Origin of the sequence: Agromyces sp. NPDC058104 (assembly GCF_042884835.1) — a bacterium.
In the GTDB taxonomy this organism is placed as follows: Bacteria; Actinomycetota; Actinomycetes; order Actinomycetales; family Microbacteriaceae; genus Agromyces.
This window is the reverse complement of sequence record NZ_JBHVTD010000005.1, coordinates 57,736-80,131: the sequence shown is the minus strand read 5'-3', so window position 1 is coordinate 80,131 and position 22,396 is coordinate 57,736. Positions and strand designations below refer to the sequence as shown.

General features: G+C 72.0%; 19 protein-coding genes. 1 reads left to right on the top strand and 18 read right to left on the bottom strand.

Translation table 11 applies throughout. The features are described from left to right. Positions 1 to 44 precede the first annotated feature (44 nt). From metE to hflX, 3 genes are all read right to left on the bottom strand, one after another. On the bottom strand, positions 45 to 2,399 hold the full coding sequence (gene metE / locus ACFVTH_RS19000) for a 5-methyltetrahydropteroyltriglutamate--homocysteine S-methyltransferase (RefSeq protein ID WP_387094450.1): 2,355 nt from the start codon (positions 2,397 to 2,399) through the stop codon (positions 45 to 47). Beyond that, entirely contained in the window at positions 2,396 to 3,385 is a 990-nt protein-coding gene (locus ACFVTH_RS18995; RefSeq protein WP_387094447.1) for a methylenetetrahydrofolate reductase, read from the bottom strand. Before ACFVTH_RS18995 ends, metE begins: the two co-directional genes overlap by 4 nt. A 273-nt stretch (positions 3,386 to 3,658) precedes the next feature. Next, positions 3,659 to 5,185 (bottom strand): GTPase HflX, encoded by a 1,527-nt coding sequence (gene hflX, locus ACFVTH_RS18990; protein ID WP_387094444.1) that lies wholly within the window; start codon positions 5,183 to 5,185, stop codon positions 3,659 to 3,661. A gap of 41 nt (positions 5,186 to 5,226) precedes the next feature. Here hflX and ACFVTH_RS18985 point away from each other — a divergent pair, with 41 nt between their 5' ends. Beyond that, positions 5,227 to 5,838, top strand: a complete 612-nt coding sequence (locus ACFVTH_RS18985) for a class I SAM-dependent methyltransferase (RefSeq protein WP_387094440.1) — start codon at positions 5,227 to 5,229, stop codon at positions 5,836 to 5,838. Between the two features lie 36 nt (positions 5,839 to 5,874). Here ACFVTH_RS18985 and ACFVTH_RS18980 read toward each other — a convergent pair whose 3' ends face one another. The 15 genes from ACFVTH_RS18980 to ACFVTH_RS18910 form a co-directional block, all read right to left on the bottom strand. Next, entirely contained in the window at positions 5,875 to 7,131 is a 1,257-nt protein-coding gene (locus ACFVTH_RS18980; RefSeq protein ID WP_387094438.1) for a CynX/NimT family MFS transporter, read from the bottom strand. A gap of 61 nt (positions 7,132 to 7,192) precedes the next feature. Further along, on the bottom strand, positions 7,193 to 8,074 hold the full coding sequence (gene dapF, locus ACFVTH_RS18975) for a diaminopimelate epimerase (RefSeq protein WP_387094435.1): 882 nt from the start codon (positions 8,072 to 8,074) through the stop codon (positions 7,193 to 7,195). Between the two features lie 5 nt (positions 8,075 to 8,079). Next, complete coding sequence (miaA, locus tag ACFVTH_RS18970; protein WP_387094432.1) at positions 8,080 to 9,000, bottom strand: tRNA (adenosine(37)-N6)-dimethylallyltransferase MiaA; 921 nt, start codon at positions 8,998 to 9,000, stop codon at positions 8,080 to 8,082. A 1-nt stretch (position 9,001) separates the two neighbouring features. Continuing rightward, the gene (gene miaB, locus ACFVTH_RS18965; protein WP_387094429.1) at positions 9,002 to 10,600 is read right to left on the bottom strand and encodes a tRNA (N6-isopentenyl adenosine(37)-C2)-methylthiotransferase MiaB; all 1,599 of its coding nucleotides are present in this window, start codon (positions 10,598 to 10,600) and stop codon (positions 9,002 to 9,004) included. 12 nt (positions 10,601 to 10,612) lie between these two features. Then, complete coding sequence (locus ACFVTH_RS18960) at positions 10,613 to 11,473, bottom strand: regulatory protein RecX (RefSeq protein ID WP_387094426.1); 861 nt, start codon at positions 11,471 to 11,473, stop codon at positions 10,613 to 10,615. 17 nt (positions 11,474 to 11,490) lie between these two features. Then, complete coding sequence (gene recA, locus ACFVTH_RS18955) at positions 11,491 to 12,558, bottom strand: recombinase RecA (RefSeq protein ID WP_387094423.1); 1,068 nt, start codon at positions 12,556 to 12,558, stop codon at positions 11,491 to 11,493. A 301-nt stretch (positions 12,559 to 12,859) separates the two neighbouring features. Continuing rightward, positions 12,860 to 13,105 (bottom strand): DUF3046 domain-containing protein, encoded by a 246-nt coding sequence (locus ACFVTH_RS18950; RefSeq protein WP_387094420.1) that lies wholly within the window; start codon positions 13,103 to 13,105, stop codon positions 12,860 to 12,862. Between the two features lie 73 nt (positions 13,106 to 13,178). Continuing rightward, positions 13,179 to 13,487: a helix-turn-helix domain-containing protein gene (locus ACFVTH_RS18945; RefSeq protein WP_386942111.1), complete on the bottom strand. Its 309-nt coding sequence runs from the start codon at positions 13,485 to 13,487 to the stop codon at positions 13,179 to 13,181. Between the two features lie 234 nt (positions 13,488 to 13,721). Then, the gene (locus ACFVTH_RS18940) at positions 13,722 to 14,270 is read right to left on the bottom strand and encodes a CinA family protein (RefSeq protein ID WP_387094418.1); all 549 of its coding nucleotides are present in this window, start codon (positions 14,268 to 14,270) and stop codon (positions 13,722 to 13,724) included. Between the two features lie 29 nt (positions 14,271 to 14,299). Then, positions 14,300 to 14,902 (bottom strand): CDP-diacylglycerol--glycerol-3-phosphate 3-phosphatidyltransferase, encoded by a 603-nt coding sequence (gene pgsA, locus ACFVTH_RS18935; protein WP_387094415.1) that lies wholly within the window; start codon positions 14,900 to 14,902, stop codon positions 14,300 to 14,302. Positions 14,903 to 14,923: 21 nt separating this feature from the next. Further along, complete coding sequence (locus ACFVTH_RS18930; protein ID WP_387094411.1) at positions 14,924 to 17,818, bottom strand: DNA translocase FtsK 4TM domain-containing protein; 2,895 nt, start codon at positions 17,816 to 17,818, stop codon at positions 14,924 to 14,926. A gap of 83 nt (positions 17,819 to 17,901) precedes the next feature. Next, positions 17,902 to 18,393 carry a GNAT family N-acetyltransferase gene (locus ACFVTH_RS18925; protein ID WP_387094408.1) on the bottom strand — a complete coding sequence of 164 codons (492 nt, stop codon included), beginning with the start codon at positions 18,391 to 18,393 and terminating at the stop codon, positions 17,902 to 17,904. A 120-nt stretch (positions 18,394 to 18,513) separates the two neighbouring features. Beyond that, complete coding sequence (locus tag ACFVTH_RS18920; RefSeq protein ID WP_387094405.1) at positions 18,514 to 20,190, bottom strand: ribonuclease J; 1,677 nt, start codon at positions 20,188 to 20,190, stop codon at positions 18,514 to 18,516. Positions 20,191 to 20,276: 86 nt separating this feature from the next. Next, a complete protein-coding gene (gene dapA, locus ACFVTH_RS18915) occupies positions 20,277 to 21,251 on the bottom strand; it encodes a 4-hydroxy-tetrahydrodipicolinate synthase (protein ID WP_386942101.1) in 975 nt (324 codons plus the stop codon). Positions 21,252 to 21,508: 257 nt separating this feature from the next. Beyond that, positions 21,509 to 22,231 carry a hypothetical protein gene (locus ACFVTH_RS18910; RefSeq protein ID WP_387094403.1) on the bottom strand — a complete coding sequence of 241 codons (723 nt, stop codon included), beginning with the start codon at positions 22,229 to 22,231 and terminating at the stop codon, positions 21,509 to 21,511. Between the last annotated feature and the right edge of the window lie 165 nt (positions 22,232 to 22,396).

Below are 22,396 nucleotides of genomic sequence, written 5' to 3'. Positions count from 1 at the left end.
ATGCCGCGCAGCACGCGGCATCCGCCCCTTCGCTCGTCGGTCGACTAGCCCGCGAGCGCCGGCTCGGTGCGCGCCTCGAGCTCGGCGCGCACGGCGCGCGTCGCCTCGAGGATGTTCTCGAGCGAGGCGACCGTCTCGTCGTAGCCGCGGGTCTTCAAGCCGCAGTCGGGGTTCACCCAGAGCCGCGACGCCGGGATCTCGGCGACCGCGCGCTCGAGGAGCGCCTGCACCTCGGCCGTCGACGGCACGCGCGGCGAGTGGATGTCGTAGACGCCCGGGCCGATGCCGTGATCGAAGCCGCTCGTCGAGAGGTCGTCGACGACCTCCATGCGGCTGCGCGCCGCCTCGATCGAGGTCACGTCGGCGTCGAGGTTCTTGATCGCGTCGATGACGACGCCGAACTCCGAGTAGCAGAGGTGCGTGTGCACCTGCGTCGCCGCCGCCGCGCCCGCGGTCGCGAGCTTGAACGAGCCGACCGACCAGTCGAGGTAGGCCGGCTGGTCGGCGAGCTTCAGCGGCAGGAGCTCGCGGAGCGCGGGCTCGTCGACCTGGATCACCTTGATGCCGGCCGACTCGAGGTCGGCGATCTCATCGCGCAGCGCGAGCGCCACCTGGCGAGCGGTGTCGCCGAGCGGCTGGTCGTCGCGCACGAACGACCAGGCGAGGATCGTCACCGGGCCCGTGAGCATCCCCTTGACGGGCTTCTCCGTCAGCGACTGCGCGTACGCCGACCATTCGACCGTCATCGGTGCGGGACGCGAGACATCCCCCCAGAGGATCGAGGGGCGCGTGCAGCGCGACCCGTACGACTGCACCCAGCCGTGCTCGGTGACGGCGAACCCGTCGAGCAGCTCGGCGAAGTACTGCACCATGTCGTTGCGCTCGGGCTCGCCGTGCACGAGCACGTCGAGGCCGATCTCCTCCTGGAGTCGCACGACGCGCTCGATCTCCTCGCGCATGAGCTGCGCGTAGCCGTCGGCGTCGAGCTCGCCCTTGCCGAGGCGGGCGCGGGCACGTCGGATGTCGCTCGTCTGCGGGAACGAGCCGATCGTCGTGGTCGGCAGCTCGGGCAGCTCGAGCTCGGCCTGGGCTGCGACGCGCGCGGCGTAGTCGCCGCGCTCGAAGTCGGCGTCGGCGAGCGCGGCGAGACGGTCGCGCACCGCGGGCACGCGCACGCCGGGCGCGGCGCTGCGGTCGGCGAGCGCGGCGGACGCCTCGTCGAGCTCGACCGCGATCGCGTCGCGCCCGTCGGCGAGGCCGCGGGCGAGGGTCGCCACCTGCGCGACCTTCTGGTCGGCGAAGGCGAGCCAGAAGACGAGGCGGGCGTCGAGCGCCTGCTCGTCATCGACGTCGTGCGGCACGTGCAGGAGGGAGGTCGAGGTTGAGACCGCCACGCTGCCCGAGAGGTGCTGCACCGCGGCGACCCGCTCGTATGCCGCTGCGAGGTCGCCGCGCCAGATGTTGTGCCCGTCGACCACGCCCGCCACGAGCGTCTTCGCGGCGAGCGACTCGGCGGTGGCGGGGTCGAGGCCCTCGGGCAGCGATCCGCGGACGAGGTCGAGGGAGATCGCCTCGACGGGGGTCGCCGCGAGCACCGGCAGCGCGTCGTCGAGCGAGCCGTACGGGGCTGCGACGAAGATCGCCGGGCGCTCGTCCTGCGCACCGAGCGCATCGTAGGCCGCGGCGGCCGACTCGAGCACGCGGGCGCGCGGCTCGTCGATCGACTCGCTGACGAGGGCGGGCTCGTCGAGCTGCACCCACTCGGCGCCCGCACGGGCGAGCTCGGCGAGGAGCTCGCCGTAGACCGGCACGAGCTCGCCGAGGCGGTCGATCGGCCGGAAGCCCTCGGGCGCGTCGTCGGCGGACTTCGCGAGGAGGAGGAACGTGACGGGGCCGACGACCACGGGACGCGTGAGGAAGCCCTGCGCCTTCGCCTCGGCGAACTCGGCGAGGATGCGCTCGGCGTGCAGCGAGAAGTCGGTGTCGGGGCCGATCTCGGGCACGAGGTAGTGGTAGTTCGAGTCGAACCACTTCGTCATCTCGAGCGGGGCGTCGTCGCCGACGCCACGGGCGATGGTGAAGTAGGCGCCGAGGTCGACGCTGCCGTCGTCGCCGAGGAAGCGGGCGAAGCGCGTCGGCACCGCGCCGACGGCGACCGCCGCGTCGAGGACCTGGTCGTAGAAGGAGAACGACTCGGGGATGGCGGAGCCGGCGCGGTCGAGGCCCTGCGCGGCGAGGCGCTCGCGGGTCGCGGCGCGGAGCTCGGCGGCGCGCGCCTCGAGCTCGCCGGCGTCGATCGTGCCGGCCCAGAACGCCTCGACGGCGCGCTTGAGCTCACGGCGGCGGCCGATCCGGGGGTACCCCAGGATCGTGCCGGTGGGGAAGGCGGGTGCGGTCATCGTGCGGTGTTCCTCTCATTGACGAGCTGTGATGGGACTCCGAGGTCGAGCCGGGCGAGCACGCCCAGCACGGCCTCGTGACGGTTGAAGGTGTAGAGGTGCAGGCCGGGCGCGCCGCCCGCGAGCACCCTGTCGGCGAGCTTCGCGGCGTACGCGACGCCGAGCTCGGCCTGCGCCTCGGGATCGGGCTCGATCTCGAGGTCGATGGCGAGCTCGGCCGGGGCCTCGACCCCGGTGAGCTCGGCGAGACGGGCGAGCCTGGCCGGCGTCGTGACGGGCATGATGCCCGGCAGGATCGGAATGGTGACGCCGGCCGCGCGGGCGCGCTCGACGTAGCCGAGGTAGTCGTCGGCGTGCCAGAACAGCTGCGTGATCGCGAGGGTCGCTCCGGCGATCTCCTTCGCGAGCAGGGCGTCGACGTCCTGGTGGGCGCTCCGCGAGCGCGGATGCCCCGTGGGGAACGCCGCGACCGCGACGCGCTCGGGCCGGGGCCGCTCGCGGATGCGCGACGCACCGGGCACCCCCGGCACGCCGACCTGGGCGAACGGCTCTCGCTCCTCCTGCACGCGGTGGATGAGCTGCACCAGTTCGGCGGCGCTGCCGAGGTCGCCGATGCCCGCGTCGGGGCCGGCCCCCTCCGGCGGGTCGCCGCGGAGGGCGAGGAAGCTCGTCACCCCGGCGTCGAGGAACTCGCGCACGAGCCGGTTCGCCTCCGCGTGCGAGGAGCCGACGCAGGTGAGGTGCGCCATCGGCTCGACCGCGGTGTGCTCGAGCATGTAGCGGAGCACCGTCAGCGAGCGGTCGCGCGACGAGCCGCCCGCGCCGAACGTCACCGAGATGAATGCGGGGTCGGCCTCGGCGAGCCGGTCGATCGTGCGGCCGAGCGCGAGCGCCGCGGCATCCGATCGAGGTGGGAACAGCTCGAACGAGACGGGCGGGCGCGGCCGACAGTCCGCATCCCGGAGGTCGGAACCGGTGGCTGCCATGGGACTCCTGCGTGGCGCAGCCGATGCGGCGGAAGCGCGGCAGGCCGCGTCCCCCGGCCGGAATCGGCGGGTGGGTCTCGCGGGCGGGTGCCGGGCTCGGCGGTCGCTCCTGGTGCCCGGCATCCGGCCGTGCACCGACGATCAGGAGCGACGATACGCGCGGATCAGGCCTGCCGGGCCTCTATGACGCGAGGTGACGCCGGGTGACGCGAGGCGTCCCAGGCGGCACCGATGCGGGCTCGCGCCGACGGCCGCGCCGCGGTCGCGGGCGCCTCAGGCGTCGACGGGAGCCGTGAAGACGGCCAGCTGCGCGGAGAGCTCGGGCGACACCATCGCACGCACGCGGGTGCCGTCCTCGAGGTAGTCGACCGAGAGCACCCGGCCGGACTCGTGCAGCGTCGACACGACGTCGCCCCGGTCGTACGGCACCACGAGGTCGATCTCGACCGCCGGGTCGGGCAGCATGCGCGTGATCGCGGCGAGCACCTCGTCGATGCCCTCCCCCGTGCGCGCCGAGGCGAACACGGCGCCGGGCTCGAGCCCGCGCAGCACCAGCCGGTCTTCGGGCGTCACGAGGTCGGCCTTGTTGAAGACGATCAGCTCGGGGATGTCACGTGCCCCGACCTCGCCGATGACGTCGCGCACCGTGGCGATCTGCCCGGCCGGGTCGGGGTGGGCCGCGTCGACGACGTGCACGATGAGGTCGGAGTCGCCGACCTCCTCGAGGGTCGAGCGGAACGCCTCGACGAGCTGGTGCGGGAGGTTGCGCACGAAGCCGACGGTGTCGGCCAGCGTGTAGACGCGCCCGTCGGCGGTCGTGTTGCGGCGCACGGTGGCGTCGAGGGTCGCGAACAGGGCGTTCTCGACGAGGAGCCCTGCGCCCGTGATGCGGTTCAAGAGGCTCGACTTGCCGGCGTTCGTGTACCCGGCGATGGCGACCGAGGGGATGGCGTTGCGCCGACGGTTCGCGCGCTTCGCGTCGCGCGCCGGCTTCATGCCCGCGATCTGCTTGCGCAGCTTCGCCATGCGGGAGTGGATGCGGCGACGGTCGAGCTCGATCTTCGTCTCACCGGGGCCGCGGGAGCCCATGCCCGCGCCGCCGCTCCCGACCTGACCACCGGCCTGTCGCGACATCGACTCGCCCCAGCCGCGCAGGCGCGGCAGGAGGTACTCGAGCTGCGCGAGCTCGACCTGCGCCTTGCCCTCGCGGCTCTTCGCGTGCTGGCTGAAGATGTCGAGGATGACGGCCGTGCGGTCGATCACCTTCACCTTGACCGCGTCCTCCAGCGCACGCCGCTGGCTCGGCGCGAGCTCGGTGTCGGCCACGACGGTGTCGGCGCCGAGCGAGGCGACGATGTGCCGCAGCTCCTCGACCTTGCCGCGGCCGAGGTAGGTCGACGGGTCGGGGTGCGGACGGCGCTGCAGCACGCCGTCGAGCACGCGCGCGCCCGCCGTCTCGGCGAGGGCCGAGAGTTCGCGCAGCGAGTTCTCGGCGTCGTCGAGGGAGCCCTGCGAGTAGACGCCGATGAGCACGACGTTCTCGAGGCGGAGCTGCCGGTACTCGACCTCGGTGACGTCCTCGAGCTCGGTCGAGAGCCCGGCGACACGGCGGAGCGCCGCACGCTCCTCGCGCTCGAACTGCTCGCCGTCGGTCTCTGCACCTGCTGCGGCGTCGGAGCCCTGCTCCATCAGCGCCTCGGCGGACCCCGAGCCGAAGCGCGTCAGCCCGGCCTTCGTCTCGGCGCCGCGCAGCACCCGCTCGACGGCGTCGTCAGCAGTGGTCTGTTCGGCGTCATTCATCACGTTCAAGCCTATTCCAATCGCTGCGATAGGTTCCCTGTATGGGTTCCGACCACTATTTCTCCGCGTCTCCGTCGAGCAGTTCGCGCACCCGCACCATCCGCGCGACCCTCGCCGGTCGCAAGGTCGAGCTCACCACCGCCGGCGGCGTCTTCAGCCCCGAGCACCTCGACCAGGGCACCCGCGTGCTCCTCGACGCCGTGCCCGCTCCCCCGTCGTCGGGCGATCTGCTCGACCTGGGCTGCGGGTGGGGGCCGATCGCGCTCTCGCTCGCGCTCCGGTCGCCGGATGCCACGGTGTGGGCCGTCGACGTCAACGAACGCGCGCTCGAACTTACGCGGCAGAACGCCGCACGACTCGGTCTGCACAATGTCAACGCCGTGCTGCCCGACGATGTTCCCGACGCGGTGCGTTTCGCCGCGATCTGGTCGAACCCGCCGATCCGCGTCGGCAAGGCCGAGCTGCACGCGCTCCTCGAGCGCTGGCTGCCCCTCCTCGACGGGGGCGATGCCGCGGCAGCCTGGCTCGTGGTCGCGAAGCACCTCGGCGCCGAGTCGTTGCAGCGCTGGATCGGCGAGGAGCTCGGGCTCGACGTCGAGCGCGCCGCGAACGCGAAGGGCTTCCGCGTGCTGCGCGTTGCCCGCGCGGCCTGAGCTTCGCGCCGCCCGTACCGCGGGCCCGACGTGCGCTCAGCCGTGCGCCCGAGTGTCCCGCCCGGAGCGCACCGCAGCCACGGTGGTGAGCACGAGGAAGGAGACGGTCGCGGCGAGGACCACCAGCATCGGCTGCTGCCAGGCCCCGCTCGACTCGTGCAGCGCGGCGAGCAGCGGCGGGCCCGCGGCCGCGAGCACGTAGCCGCCGGCCTGCACGAGCGCCGACATCTGCGTCGCCTCGCGGTCGTCGCGCGTGATGCGCACGACGGTCGAGATGATCACGACGAAGCCCGCCCCCTGCGCCACGCCTCCGAGCGAGATCCACAGGCCGTATCCCGCCGGGGCGACGAGGAGTCCCAGCGGCAGCGAGATCCAGAGCGCCCCGACGAGCGCGGGCTGCAGCCACACCGGCCGGGCGTTCGAGAGCAGCGGCGCGCCCAGCGCGCCGGCGATCGCCGACAGCTGGAACAACGAGGCGACCGCCCCGGCCGTCACGTCGCTCAGGCCGAACTCGTCGGCCACGAGGCTCGGCAACCACGCGGTGAGGCCGTAGAACGAGAACGACTGCGCCGCGAACGCCGCAGCCAGGAGCCAGGTCATCGGGTTGCGCCAGGCCGATCGCGACGTCGCCCGACGCTCGGGCTCGACCGCGGCGAGCGAACCCGTCACCGCGAGCACCTCCGCCTCCCTGGCCGCCGCGTTCTCGATCGTGGTGAAGCGCAGGTGCACGCCCCAGACGACCAGCGCCACGATCATGAACGCCGACCATGACAGGATCGCGAGCTGCCAGCCGATCACCTCCGCCAACGGCGCCGTGAGCAGGGCGGTCGCCAGCGAACCGATGTTCATCATGGCGGCGTACACGCCCGTCACCAGCTGCGCGCGCTCGGGCGGCACATCGCGCCGGATGACCACCGGGATGACGACGTTGCCGATCGCGATGGCGAGGCCGATCACGATGGTGCCGGCGAACGCCGCCGCGGTCGTGCCCCCCGAACGGATGATCGTGCCGGCGAGGGCGCCGATGAGCGAGACGGCGACCGCCCGCTCGGCGCCCGTGAGCCTGATCGTCCATGCGGCGATCGGCGTGCCGAGCGCGAAGCACAGCACCGGCAGGCTCGTCAGGAGGCCCGCGGCGGTCGCCGACAGACCGAGCTCCGCCTCGATGTCGCCGATCACCGGCGCGATGGCGACGAGGGGGCCGCGGAGGTTCACCGCGACGAGCGCGATCCCGACGAGCAGCAGCCAGGGGAAGGCGCCGCCGCGAGCGGGGGTGGAAGCGTCGCGGGTCACCGTTCGAGCGTAGCCCGCCCGTTCGCCCGGCCGTTCGCCCGGCCGGAGGCTCCGGGCGCGCTCAGGCGAGCGTGAGCACGCCGTCGAAGACGAGCTCGGCGGGGCCCGCCAAGGCCACGTGCTCACCGTCGGCGGCCTCGAACATGCGCACGCCGACCACACCGCCCGGCACCTGCACCCGCCAGTCGTTCGGCGCGGAGGCGCCCGCCCAGTGCCGGACGGCGAGCGCCGAGGCGACGGCGCCTGTGCCGCACGAGAGCGTCTCGCCGGAGCCGCGTTCGTGCACGCGCATGCGGATCCGGCCCACGCCGTCTTCGACGAGGGGCTCGGCCGGGACCACGAACTCGACGTTGGCGCCCGCCACGGGTTCGGGGTCGAGGATCGGCGCGTACGCCAGGTCGAGCCCCTCGAGCTCGTCGTCGTCGGCGAGGGCGACCACGACGTGCGGGTTGCCCACGTCGATGCCGAGGCCCGGCCGGGCGACCGGCAGCTGCTTCGCACGCACGAGCGGCTCGCCGCCCGCGAGATGCCAGGGCCCCAGGTCGACCTGGAAGCCGGTCGCCGTGCGGGTCACGAGTCGGACGCCGGCGCGGGTGCCGATCGCGATCTCGGCACCGGGGTGGAGCTCGGCGAGCCCCTGGTCGAGCAGGTAGCGCACGAACACACGGATGCCGTTGCCGCACATCTCGGAGACCGTGCCGTCGGCGTTCCAGTAGTCCATGAACCAGACCGCGCGCGGATCGGCCGCGAGGGCGGCGGCACCGTCGTCGAGGTTCTTCGACCGCACCGCACGGATCACGCCGTCGGCTCCGACGCCGAAATGCCGGTCGCACACGGCGGCGATCTGCGTCGGGGTCAGGGCGTTCTCACCCTCGGGATCGCTGAAGAGCACGAAGTCGTTGCCCGTGCCCTGGCCCTTGGTGAATCGCAGATCGAACGGCATGCGACTCAGTCTAGGGCGGCCTGGCGGGCCAGTTCGGCGCCCCTGGCCGCCACGTCGTCGGCGTCGATCACGACGGCGTCCCGGTAGCGCTTGAACCACCCGACCTGGCGCCTGGCGTAGGTGCGGGTGAGCTGCTGCGTCTCGGCCACGGCGTCGGCGCGGGGCATCCGGCCCTGCAGCTCGGCCAGCGCCTGCGCGTAGCCGATCGCCTTGCGCGCGGTGACCCCGCGCTCGAGGCCGAGTGGGACGAGCCCGCGCACCTCGTCGACGATGCCCTGCCGCCACATGTCGTGCACGCGCCCGTCGAGCCGTTCGACGAGCGCACCGCGATCGGATCGCAGGTGCACGATGCGATGCTCGCGCCAGGGCACCGGCTCGTCGGGGAGCCGCGCGGCGGCGGGCTCGCCCGTGACCTCGATCACCTCGAGCGCGCGAACCACCCGCCGGCCGTTCTGCGGGTCGACCTTCGCCGCGGTCTCGGCGTCGATGCCGCGCAGGCGCGCATGCAGCATGCCCGGGCCGTGCTCGGCGAGCTCGGCCTCGAGTCGTGCGCGCACCTCGGGGTCGGTGCCCGGGAAGCGGAAGTCGTGGATCACGGACGAGACGTACAGGCCCGACCCGCCGACGAGCAGTGCCACCCCGCCTCCGTCGACGATGGCGTCGATGCGTGCACGCGCGAGCGCCTGGTACTCGGCGACGGAGGCCTCATCGGTGACGTCGAGCACGTCGAGCAGGTGGTGCGGTACACCGCGGCGCTCGTCGACGGGGAGCTTGGCGGTGCCGATGTCCATGCCGCGGTAGAGCTGCATGGCGTCGGCGTTCACGACCTCGGCGCGGCGGCCGGTGCGTTCGAGGGCGTCGGCGAGGTCGAGCGCGAACGCCGACTTGCCGGTGCCGGTGGCGCCGACGACGGCGATGAGGCTCACGTCAGCGCTGGCCGTCGGTCGGGTCGTAGATCGGCATGGTGCCGACTCCGGGCGACACCAGCGGCTCGCCGCCGCGCACGCGCAGCGACGGCAGACCCAGCGAGACGCGGCCGCCGGCCGCCTGCCCGTCGGCGGAGCCCGTCGCGGGAACGCCGCAGCTCTCGGCCTGCGCCCGGTCCCACGCGTCGCCCGCGCGGGTGCGGCGCACCGTCAGCGGGGCGTCGTCGGTCGAGTCGGCGATGAGGTGGAACGGCGCGGCCTGCGTGATCACGACCGACACGACGTCGCCGGGGCGCGGCAGCTCGGACCCCGCGGGCACCTCGAAGTGCACGAGGCGGCTGTCTTCGGCGCGTCCGCTGAGGCGGTGGGTCTCGGCGTCCTTCTTGCCCTCGCCGTTCGCGACGAGCACCTCGACCGGGCGCCCGACCATGCGCTGGTTCTCCTCCCAGGAGATGTGCTCCTGGAGGGCGATGAGTCGCTCGTAGCGCTCCTGCACGACCTCCTTCGGCACCTGGTCGTCCATCGTCGCAGCGGGTGTGCCCGGCCGGATCGAGTACTGGAAGGTGAACGCCGAGGCGAACCGCGACGCCTCGACGACCCGCATGGTCTCGAGGAAGTCCTCTTCGGTCTCGCCGGGGAACCCGACGATGATGTCGGTCGAGATCGCCGCGTTCGGGATCTTCGCGCGCACGCGGTCGAGGATGCCGAGGAACTTCTCGGAGCGGTACGAGCGTCGCATCGCCTTGAGGATGCGGTCGGAGCCCGACTGGAGCGGCATGTGCAGCTGCGGCATGACGTTGGGCGTCTCGGCCATCGCGTCGATCACGTCGTCGGTGAACGCCGCCGGGTGCGGGCTCGTGAAGCGGATGCGCTCGAGCCCCTCGATCTGCCCGGCCGCACGCAGCAGCTTGCCGAACGCCTGCCGGTCGCCGAACTCGACGCCGTAGGAGTTCACGTTCTGCCCGAGCAGGGTCACTTCGATCGCCCCGTCGTCGACGAGCGCCTGGATCTCGGCGAGGATCTCGCCCGGACGCCGGTCCTTCTCCTTGCCGCGGAGCGCCGGCACGATGCAGAAGGTGCAGGTGTTGTTGCAGCCGACCGAGATCGAGACCCAGCCGCTGTAGCTCGAGTCGCGCTTCGTCGGCAGCGTCGAGGGGAACACCTCGAGCGCGTCGAGGATCTCGAGCTGCGCCTCGTCGTTGTGGCGCGCACGCTCGAGCAGGCTCGGCAGCGATCCCATGTTGTGCGTGCCGAAGACGACGTCGACCCAGGGCGCCTTCTCGAGGATGACGTTCTTGTCCTTCTGGGCGAGGCAGCCGCCGACGGCGATCTGCATGCCGGCGTGTCGGCGCTTGACCGCAGCGAGGTGGCCGAGGTTGCCGTAGAGCTTGTTGTCGGCGTTCTCGCGCACCGCGCAGGTGTTGATGACCACGATGTCGGGCTCGCTGCCGTCGGCCGGCACGTAGCCCGCCGCCTCGAGCGAACCGCTGAGGCGCTCGGAGTCGTGGACGTTCATCTGGCACCCGAAGGTGCGGACCTCGTAGGTGCGCGGCGCAGGCCTCGTCGCCTCGGCGCGGGCGACCTCGTGAATGGTGCTCATGATCGAACCAGTTTACGAGCCCTCACCGGCCAGTGCCGCCGTCACCGCCTCGCGCACGATGTCGCCGGGGTAGCCGCGGCGCTGCAGGAAGGCGGAGAGGCGGCGTTCGGCGGTCTGCCGGTCGAGGCCGCGAAGCTGTCGCGCCCGGCGCTCGGCGACCACGCGGGCGTTCTCGAGCTCGGTCTCGGGGTCGAGGTCTTCGACGGCCGCGCGGGCGACCGCCTGGTCGACGCCCCGGCGCCCGAGCTCTTGCAGCAGTGCGCCGCTGCCCTTGCCGCGGCGCACGCCCTGGCTGTGCACCAGCTGCTCGGCCAGGCGCGCGTCGTCGAGGTAGCCGAGCCGCTCGTAGCGTTCGATCCACTGCTCGACCTCAACCTCGTCGAGGCCGTGCTCGGCGAGCACGGCACGCACCTCGCGGACCGAGAGGGCCGAGCGTCGCAGCCGCGAGACCACGAGGCGGTCGATGCGCTCGTCGCGCTCGACGCCCGACTCGACGGGCTCGGCGTCGATCTCGGCCGAGCCGATGCTCCTGACGGGGCGAGGGGCGCCGGCGCGAGGCCGACGCTCGGCGCGCTCCTCGGGCTTCGCGCGCGACGGTCGCGTCTCGGCGGGATCGCTCCCTGTGGAGGCCGGCGCGCGCGACTCGTCGGGGTCGACGTACCAGCCGTCGGCGGGGTCGGGGGCAGGCTGTTCTCCGAGCAGCTCGGATGCCCGGCGAGGCCGACGCGCCGGTGCAGATCGACGCGCCGTACCCGCCTCGCCGGGACGTTCTTCGGCCGTGGGCGCGACGTCGTGCCGCACCCACGGCAGGTAGGTGACCGGGGCGAGGTGCTCGGCCGACGGGTCGTCCATGCTGCCCTCCTGCCCGGTCATCGTGTACTGCTCGCCGCTCAGGCGCCCTTGCGCTTCGCGGTGATCGACTCGACGTTCGCCGGCGCCGTGTTCGCAGCCGCAGCGCCCGCCTGGCCGATGCCGAGCTTGACGAGGATCTTCTGCTCGATGTCGGCGGCGATGTCGGGGTTCTGCAACAGGAAGTTGCGGGCGTTCTCTTTGCCCTGGCCGAGCTGGTCGCCGTCGTAGGTGTACCAGGCGCCCGACTTCTTGACGATGCCCTGGTCGACGCCGTAGTCGATGAGGCTGCCCTCGCGCGAGATGCCGACACCGTAGAGGATGTCGAACTCGGCCTGCTTGAAGGGCGGCGCCATCTTGTTCTTGACGATCTTCACGCGAGTACGGTTGCCGACCGCCTCGGTGCCGTCTTTCAGGGTCTCGATGCGGCGGATGTCGAGACGCACGGAGGCGTAGAACTTCAGCGCCTTGCCGCCCGCGGTCGTCTCGGGGCTGCCGAAGAAGACGCCGATCTTCTCGCGGAGCTGGTTGATGAAGATCATCGTGGTGTTGGTCTGGTTGAGGCCACCGGTCAGCTTGCGGAGCGCCTGCGACATGAGGCGGGCCTGGAGGCCGACGTGGGAGTCGCCCATCTCGCCCTCGATCTCGGCGCGGGGCACGAGCGCCGCGACCGAGTCGATCACGATGAGGTCGATCGAGCCCGAGCGCACGAGCATGTCGGCGATCTCGAGCGCCTGCTCGCCCGTGTCGGGCTGCGAGACGAGCAGCGCGTCGATGTCGACGCCCAGCTTCTTGGCGTACTCGGGGTCGAGCGCGTGCTCGGCGTCGACGAACGCGGCGATGCCGCCGGCGCGCTGCGCGTTGGCGATCGCGTGGAGCGTGAGCGTCGTCTTTCCCGACGACTCGGGGCCGTAGATCTCGACGATGCGGCCGCGCGGGAGTCCGCCGACGCCGAGGGCGACGTCGAGGGCGATCGAACCGGTCGGGATGACCTCGACGGGGGCGCGCTCTTCGCTGCCGAGGCGCATGACCGACCCCTTGCCGAACTGGCGGTCGATCTGCGCGAGCGCGGCTTCGAGCGACTTCTCGCGGTCTGCGGGTGATGCCATGGTGTGGACTCCTTCGATGCTCGTGTGCTGCTGCCTCTAGGCTGTCGTTCCACGTCGCGGGCCCCGGCTGACCGGTGCTGACCCGCGGCGTCTCGCGACAAGGCGGTTGCGGTGTGTTCCGACGCATCGACCGTATGGTCGACCACCGACATCCCCTGCCCGTGCGGGCCGGGATGTGGACGGTCACGCCGTTCCTCCTGCTGTTGAGGAGCCTAGCGCAGGATCCGAATGAATGTTCGAACCGACGCGCCGCGTGTCGAACGCGTCTTCGGAACGGCGTGAGCCCGCGCCGGGGCGGACGTCAGCGCCCCGAGGCGCCCCGGGACTCCCCCGGCACCGGGCGGCCCGCGCCGTGCCGGTGCGACTCGGGGACATCCGTCGCCTCGCAGAGCGCGAGCCACACCTCGCGCGGCCGGGCGCCCGCGGCGAGCGCCTCGCGCGCCGTGCGACCGCCGAGGGAGGCGAGCACGAGGTCGTTCACGACGACGCCGCCGTAGCCGGCGCCGAACTCGGCGTCGACGGCGATCTGGAATTCGCTGAGCTTCACGGGACCTCCGGACATGGCTTCGGCCGGTCCGGGGACCGGCCGAAGCGAGAGAAGAACGATCGGGTCAGCGTGCTCAGCGGACCATGAGGTCGGCGTCGAACTCGGCGACGAGCTCGTCGGGCAGGCTGTCGGGCACCACGGAGAGGCCCTCGAGCACCGCGATGCGGTCGCCGACCTCGTGCATGATCACCGAGATGGGCGTATCGAGCGCCTCGGCGACCGAGGCGAGGATCTCGGACGAGGCCTCTTTCTGACCCCGCTCGACCTCGCTCAGGTAACCCAGGGCGACGCTCGCCTTGGACGCGACCTGCCGGAGCGTGCGCCCCTTCTGCAGGCGGAAGTCCCTCAACACGTCGCCGATCTCCTGTCGAACCAGAACCATCGGGGAACCTCCTTCTACACTGCCTCGACTCCGCCGGAGCCGGAAACGGGAGCGTCAGTTTACCTGATGCTCTTGGCTTCCGAATCTAGCGTTGCACACTGGGCCTTTCGTGTGAACCTGCCACATGTAACAGGGTGTTCACGAAGACTATTCCGCGCTCCCGGCACGAGATCCGAAGCGGGCGGCGCGGCGGCGATCGGCGCGGCGGGATGCCTCGGGCGGACCCCGCGGCGCTCAGCCGGCCTCGAGGCGGCGAAGGGCATGCCCGATGAGCGCACGCACCGTGGCTCGGCGGACCTCGGCGCGGTCGCCGATCAGCGCGAGCTCGATCGCCTCGTCGCCGCCCGGGCGCTGACCGTCGGTCGCGCCGTCGTCGCCGACGGTGCCGCCCTCGTCGCCGAACGACAGGCCGAGGAAGACGGTGCCGGGCGGGCGGCCGCCCTGCCAGTCGGGGCCGGCCACCCCCGTCGTCGCGAGGCCGACGTCGGCCGGACGACCGTCGATCGCGAGCGCCGCGCGCACGCCGCGCGCCATCTGCCGCGCGACCTCGGGATGCACCGGCCCCTCGCGCTCGAGGAGCGCGCCGTCGACGCCGAGCAGCGAGGCCTTCACGGCGGTGTCGTAGGCGACGATGCCGCCGGAGACGACGAGCGAGGCACCGGGCACAGAGGTGAGCTCGGCCGCGACGAGCCCGCCCGTGAGCGACTCGGCGACCGCCACGCGCAGCTTCCGCCGCGTGAGCAGCTCGACGAGCGCCCTCGTCGACGCGTCAGGGTGAGACATCCGGTCGCTCGTCTCCTCGGGCACGACGCTCAGCTCGCGGCGCCCGCGCTCCGAGCCAGACGCACCGCGTCGCGCACGTAGAGCAGGCCCGACCAGAGCGTGAGCACGAGCGCCAGGCCCATGACCGCCCAGTTGACCCAGAGGATCCAGTCGCCGACGATCGTCCACAGCGGGACGAGGGCGAGTGAGATCGCGACGGCCTGCACCACCGTCTTGAGCTTGCCACCCGAGGAGGCCGGCACGACGTTGCCGCGGCGCAGTTCGACGAGGCGCCACACGGTGATGCCGACCTCGCGCACGATGATGAGGATCGTCACCCACCACCACAGCTCGCCGAGGATCGAGAGGCAGACGAGCGCGCCGCTCGTCAGCAGCTTGTCGGCGATCGGGTCGAGGATCTTGCCGAGGTCGGTGATCAGCCCCCGCGAGCGGGCGATGTGCCCGTCGATGCCGTCGGTCGCGATCGCCACGATGAACAGCGCCGCCGCCCACCAGCGGAGCGGGCCGTCGGCGCCGTCGTCGGCGAGGAGCAGCCAGAAGAACACGGGCGCGGCGAGGATGCGCACGACGGTGATGGCGTTCGGGAGATTCCAGTTCGCCGATCGCCCGGGGGTGCCGGCGGAGGAGGTCATACGCCCAAGGATACCGGCCGATCAGTCGCGGCCGGTGAGCCCCCAGGCGTCTTCGTCGCCGTCGGCCTCGACCTCTTCGAGCCCCTCGGGGATGCGCCCGACCGGGTCGTCGTAGCGGTCGTCGGGCGCGTCGTACGCCTCGTTCGGCGCGACGGGCGCCGCGGCGGGCACCGCCTGCGGCGCCGACGGCGCGCTCGGCCCGCTGGGCTCCCCGCGGAGCTTCGCGAGCACGCCGGGCAGCTGTTCGGCCGTGACGAGCACGTCGCGCGCCTTCGAGCCCTCCGACGGGCCGACGATCTCGCGCGACTCCAGCAGGTCCATGAGGCGGCCCGCCTTCGCGAAGCCGACGCGCAGCTTGCGCTGGAGCATCGAGGTCGAGCCGAACTGGGTCGACACGACGAGCTCGGCCGCCGCGAGCAGCAGCTCGAGGTCGTCGCCGATGTCGGAGTCGATCTCCTTCCGCTCGACGGCGGCCGCGACATCCTGCCGGTACTCGGGCCGTGCCTGGCGCGTGACGTGGGTGACGACCTTCTCGATCTCGGCCTCGGTCACCCAGGCGCCCTGCACGCGCAGCGGCTTCGACGCCCCCATCGGCAGGAACAGGGCGTCGCCCTGGCCGATCAGCTTGTCGGCGCCCGGCTGGTCGAGGATGACGCGCGAGTCGGTGACGCTCGTCACGGCGAACGCGAGACGCGACGGCACGTTGGCCTTGATGAGGCCCGTGACGACGTCGACCGACGGCCGCTGGGTCGCGAGCACGAGGTGGATGCCCGAGGCGCGCGCGAGCTGCGTGATGCGCACAATCGAGTCCTCGACGTCGCGCGGGGCGACCATCATGAGGTCGGCGAGCTCGTCGACCACGACGAGCAGGTACGGGTACGGCTTGAGCTTGCGCTCGCTGCCCGCGGGCAGGATGATCTCGTCGTTCACGACGGCCTTGTTGAAGTCGTCGATGTGGCGGAACCCGAACGACGCGAGGTCGTCGTACCGCATGTCCATCTCCTTCACGACCCACTGCAGCGCCTCGGCCGCCTTCTTCGGGTTCGTGATGATCGGCGTGATCAGGTGCGGGACGCCGGCGTACGGCGCGAGCTCGACGCGCTTCGGGTCGATGAGCACCATGCGCACGTCGGACGGCTTCGCCCGCATCAGGAGGCTCGTGATCATCGAGTTCACGAAGCTCGACTTGCCCGAGCCGGTGGAGCCGGCGACGAGGAGGTGCGGCATCTTCGCGAGGTTCGCGACGACGTAGCCGCCGCCCACGTCCTTGCCGACGCCGATGGTCATCGGGTGCTTCGCGCCGACGGACGCCTGGGAGCGCAGCACGTCGCCGAGGGTCACCGTCTCGCGGTCGGCGTTCGGGATCTCGACGCCGATCGCGCTCTTGCCCGGGATGGGCGAGAGGATGCGCACCTCGTTCGAGGCGACCGCGTAGGCGAGGTTCTTCGAGAGCGCGGTGACGCGCTCGACCTTCACGCCGGGGCCGAGCTCGATCTCGTACTGCGTGACGGTCGGCCCGCGCGAGAATCCCGTGACCTTCGCGTCGACCGAGAACTGGTCGAGCACCCCGGTGATCTGGCGCACGACCTCGTCGTTCGCCTGCGAGCGCGTCTTCGCCGGCGGACCCGCCGCGAGTGTCGAGGCCGACGGGAGGAAGTACGGGCGCTCGGGCGCGTCGTCGCCCATGCCGTCGAACTCGGATGCCTCGCCGCCGGCGCCGGCCGCAGCGCCGGCCCGGTCGTCGGCGAAGTCGGCGCCCGCGTCGTAGAGCGGCACCGCCTGGGTGGCCCCGGCGTCGTCGCCGCGCAGCCCGCGGCCGCCCTGCGGCGCCTCACCGGTGAACTGCTGCAGCGCCGACTCGGCGCGCTCGAGGTCGCCGAGCACCTCGGTGCCGTACTCCCCCGCCACACCGGCGGCACCGCCGCCGACGCCCTCGATCGGGCTCTCGAAGCTGCCTGCCGCCGAGCCCTGGCCGAAGACCTCGGTGAGCCCGTCGACGCCGGGTGCCTCGAACTCGGGGTCCTCCTCGCGGTTGGAGGCGTTGCGTCGCCACCAGGGCAGGAGCCCGGTGGGCTCGTCGTCGTCGCCCTCGCCGTCGATGCCGTCGAGCTCGGTCTGCACGCTCTTGCGCCGGTCGCGACGTGACGGCTTCGGCTCGGCCTCGGGCTGCTCGGCCGCCTCGGGGGCGCCGAACAGCCACGCGTACAGCTCGCGGAAGCGCGCCGGGATGCGGTTCGGCGGGGTCTTCGTGATGATGAGGAGCGCCAGCAGCACGAGCAGGATCACGACGATCGTGGCGCCCACCTCGGTGAGGAGGAGGATCAGCGGGGCCGCGAGCATCCATCCGAGGATGCCGCCCGCGCGCGCGAGCACGGCCATGCCCTCGCTCGGCTCGGGCTGGCCGCCGAAGATGTGGCACAGCGCCGAGACGCTGACCAGCAGGATGCCGACGCCGATGCCGATGCGCGTGTTGTCGTGCACCGAGCTCGGGTGGCGGAACAACCAGACGGCGAAGATGAGCAGGATGATCGGCAGCGCGAACGCCACGCGGCCGAAGAGCATGCCGAAGGTCCACGCGTCGAGCGTCTGGGCGACGGGCTCGTTGATGAAGAACCACTCGACGACCGCCCCGGCGATCGCGAGCAGGACGAGGAAGAACGGGAGGCCGTCGCGGCGCTCCTCTTTGGTGAGCGTCTCGGGGCCGAGGGCGCGCGCCGCCCCGCCGGTGACGTGGGCGAGCCCCATCCACATGCGGACGAGAAGGTTGGGACGATCGGATGCCGCGGCCGCGGCCTTCTTCGCGGCGGCGCCGCGAGTCGTCTGCGCGGGCAGCTTCTTGGTCGGGGCCGTGCGCGAGCCACCGCCGCGGGACGAGGTGCCCGAGGCGCGCCCGTTCGACTTGGTGCTCGTAGCCATGACGACAAGGCTAAGGCCGACGGCCGACGCACACCCGCATCACGGGGCGAGTGTCTGCGATCCGGCGGCGGTGCGGCACCCTGTCACGCGAGCGTGCGCACCATGGTGTCGCGCCCGCCGGCCGTCTCGACCACCGCGAACCCCTCCGAGCGGTAGAGCACGCCCGCGAAGTTGCCGTGCTCGACGGAGAGGGTCAGCCTCGCGAACCCGGCCGAGCGCGCGGCATCCGCGAGCCCCTGCAGCATCGCCCTGCCGACGCCCTGCGCCCGCCACAGCGGGCGCACCCCGATGATGAGCTCGGGCACGCCGGTCGCGACGAAGCCGTGCGCCCGCTGCTCGACCGAGAACAGGCGGTACCAGGCCGCGCCCACTGGGCGGCCGCCGTCGTCGACCGCGACCACGCCGCGATCGGCCGGCCGCTGCCACCCCGCGATGTAGCCGCGGGAGATCGGATCGGCGAGCACCTCGGGTCGCGGCCTGGCCGCGCCCTGCCGCCAGTTCGCGGCCTCGACGACCATGTCGGCGAGGAACGCCCCGTCGGAAGGGGCGGCGGGGCGCAGCGTGAACGTCGACATGCGCGGATGCTACGACCGAGGTGTTTCGGCCGTGTTTCGTGTGACGGCGGCGGGCCCGCGCGGGCTCACTCGCGGCGTGCCGCGTGCCGCGTGCCGCGAGCCGCGAGCCGCGAACGCCGCCTACGCCTCGATGACGAGCGGCACGAGCATCGGGCGGCGACGCAGGCGCCGGTTCACCCAGGTGCCGAGCGTGCGGCGCACGAGCTGCTGCAGGGCGTGCGAGTCGCGCACGCCGTTCTGCGCGGCCTCGGCGAGGGCGGCCACGATCTTCGGCTTGACGTCCTCGAACACGGCGTCGTCCTCGGCGAAGCCGCGGGCGTGGATCTCGGGGCCCGAGATGACGTGTCCGGTCGTGGCATCCACGACGACGATCACCGAGATGAAGCCCTCTTCACCCAGGATGCGGCGGTCCTTCAGGTCGGCATCCGTGATCTCGCCGACCGTCGACCCGTCGACGTAGACGAAGCCGAGGTCGAGCTGGCCGGCCTCGCGCACGACGCCGTCGGTCATGTCGTAGACGGTGCCGTTCTCGCCGATGAAGACGTTCTCGGCGGGGATGCCCGTGTCGCGCGCGAGCTTCGCGTTCGCCTGCAGGTGGCGGTACTCGCCGTGGATCGGCAGCACGTTGGCCGGCTTCAGGATGTTGTAGCAGTAGAGCAGCTCGCCCGCAGCCGCGTGGCCCGAGACGTGGACCTTCGCGTTGGCCTTGTGCACGACGTTCGCGCCGAGCTTCGTCAGCCCGTCGATGACGCGGTAGACCGCGTTCTCGTTGCCGGGGATGAGGCTCGACGCGAGGATCACCGTGTCGCCCTCGCCGATCTCAATCTGGTGGTCGCGGTTCGCCATGCGGCTGAGCACCGCCATCGGCTCGCCCTGCGACCCCGTCGACATGTACACGATCTTCTCGTCGGGGATGTCGCCGGCCTTCTTGTAGTCGACGAGCACCCCCTCGGGCACATTGAGGTAGCCGAGGTCGGCGGCGATGGTCATGTTGCGCACCATGCTGCGACCGAGGAGGGCCACGCGTCGCCCGTTCGCGTGCGCCGCGTCGAGCACCTGCTGCACGCGGTGCACGTGGCTCGAGAAGCTCGCCACGACGACCTTCTTCGGCGCACGCGAGATGACCTGGTCGAGCACCGGGCCGATCTCGCGCTCGAGCGGGGTGAACCCCGGGACATCCGCGTTCGTGGAGTCGACCATGAACAGGTCGACGCCCTCCTCGCCGAGCCGCGCGAACTCGCGCAGGTCGGTGAGGCGGCCGTCGAGCGGCAGCTGGTCCATCTTGAAGTCGCCGGTCGCGAGCACCGTGCCCGCGTCGGTGATGATCGCGACGGCGAGCGCGTCGGGGATGGAGTGGTTCACCGCGACGAACTCGAGGTCGAACGGGCCGATCTCCTCCTGCTGCCCCTCCTTCACGGTGTGCGTGTAGGGAGCGATGCGGTGCTCCTTCAGCTTCGCCTCGACGAGTGCGAGGGTCAGCTGCGAGCCGATCAGGGGGATGTCGCGACGGAGCTTCAGGAGGTACGGCACCGCACCGATGTGGTCTTCGTGGCCGTGCGTCAGCACGACGCCGACGATGTCGTCGAGGCGGTCGCGGAGGAAGCCGAAGTCGGGCAGGATCAGGTCGACGCCCGGCTGGTGCTCCTCGGGGAAGAGCACGCCGCAGTCGACGATGAGGATCTTGCCGTCGATCTCGTAGCTCGTCATGTTGCGGCCGACCTCCCCGAGGCCGCCGATCGGGATGATGCGGAGCGTCCCTGCTTCGAGCGGAGCGGGATCGATGACGGTGTCGGGCACAGTGCCCTCCTAACGTTGCGGTGTTCAGTTCGGTGCGACGCTCACGGCGCCGCGGATGTCTCGTGGTGAGGTGGACCGCCGCCCGCTCAGCGGGTGGTGCCGGCCACCTTCGGCAGTGCGCCGCCGGCGGCGGCGTTGCGGTCGGGTCGGAAGTTGTGGAAGTCGACGCCCGGGATGCCGCTCACGAGGTCGATCTCGTCCTCGATGAGCGCGGCCTCCCACTCCTCGGGTCCGACGAGGGGCAGACGCACCCGCGGGCTCGAGATGCGGCCGAGGCCGTGCAGGATGTACTTCGCCGCGACGGTGCCCGGCACATGGGTCATCACGGCGCGCACGAGCGGCTCGAGCTGCTGGTGCGCCTCGGTGGCGGCCTTCAGGTCGCCGCGGTTCACCGCGTCGACGATGGTGCGGTACGGCGCGGGCGCGATGTTCGCCGTGACGCCGATGAGGCCCGTCGCGCCGATCGCGAGGTGCGGCAGCACGTTCGCGTCGTCGCCCGAGAAGTACATCAGGTCGGTCTGGTTGAGCACGCGGCTGACCTCGGAGAAGTCGCCCTTCGCGTCTTTCACGGCGAGGATGTTCGGGTGCTTCGCGAGCCGCAGGATCGTCTCGTACTTGATCGGCACGCCCGTGCGCCCGGGGATGTCGTACAGGATCACCGGCAGGTCGGTGGCGTCCGCGACCATCCGGAAGTGGGTGAGGATGCCGGCCTGGGTCGGCTTGTTGTAGTACGGCGTGACGATCATGATGCCGTCGGCGCCGGCCTGCTCGGAGTGCTTGTACAGCTCGATCGCGTGCGCGGTCTCGTTCGAGCCGCCGCCCGTGATGATCTTCGCGCGCCCCGCCGCCACGTCCTTGCCGACCTCGACCAGCCGGATCTTCTCGGGGTCGGTCAGGGTCGAGGTCTCACCCGTGGTGCCCGTGACCACGATGCCGTCGGCACCGCCCTGGATGAGGTGATCGATGTGCTTCTCGACCCCGGGCCAATCGACCTCGCCGTCCGCCGTGAACGGCGTGACGAGCGCGACGAGCACTTGTCCGAAGGGGTTCTCTTGAGTCACGCCCACCAGCGTATCGGTTCGAGCGGATGCCTCGGGGCGGCGTGACCCACCGGGTCATGCGGTGCACCGCGCTCCGCCTGCCCGGGCCCGGACGTCGTCGCGGAGTGTCGAGTCGCAGGACCGGTCGGCCGACGCGCCTCGGCTCAGCTGCTGCGCGCCGGATCGTCCTGCGACTCGTCAGAGCGCGCGCATCGCGGAGCGGCAAGTCGAAGGCCCGGCCATGCGACACGCCGCGACGGGGACGACGCGGAGGAGTTTCATCCGACGACTCGTCGCGCACGTCGCCGCCGCGCACGGGCGACCGCGGCGAGAATCGCCGCTTCGACGAGCGGCCAATCGTGCACCACGAGCGCGTAGTCGAAACGCAGGGTCTCGAGCCCGTGCGCTGAGGCAACGGCATCGCGCACGAGGTCCTTGTGCCTCGAGATCAGCGAGTCCGCGTGGCCGGGCACGCCGTCGACCTCGACGACGACGAGGCCGACGAGGACGAAGTCGACTCGCCCGACTCCGGGAATCCGGACCTGCGGGGCGAGATCGAGGCCGGACCTCCGGAACCGGAGTCGCAGCAACGACTCGAGACCGCTGTCGGCGTCCCATCTCGCGAAGTCGACGAGATGGCGGTGCTGCGCCTGCACGCGAGCCCGAAGCCGCTGCACTCCGGACCTCGACAACCGACGCTTCCGCATCGCGGACTCGAGTGCGACGAAGAAGTCCTCAGTACCCCGGCACTGGAGCAACTGCACGAGCGCATCGACGAGCGGGGCCGTGCCGCCGTCGGTCGTGGTCGCGGTCCAATGGCTGACGCACTCGCACCCGTCGTGCGGCCTGCGGCGACCGGTCGGCGGCATCGACACGTGGACGCGTTCGTCGCAGCCGATGAGCCACAGCCCTTCGGCCCGCAACCGATTCGCGCATCCGAGCGCGCCGCCGTGGAGGACCGCGGTGATGACCTCGGCACCGGTGTCTGGAGTCGCATACACCCCTTCGCGAACGCGCCGCAGCTCGCCCGCCTCGAGCGCTGCTCGGAGGGAGTCCGATCGACGCCGACGCGGGCGAGCTCGGCGGTGCGTGCGACTCCGCCGAGGCTCTCGCACCACCGACGAACCTCGACCGGGTGGATGCGCATGCCACGATCCTGCCGATCT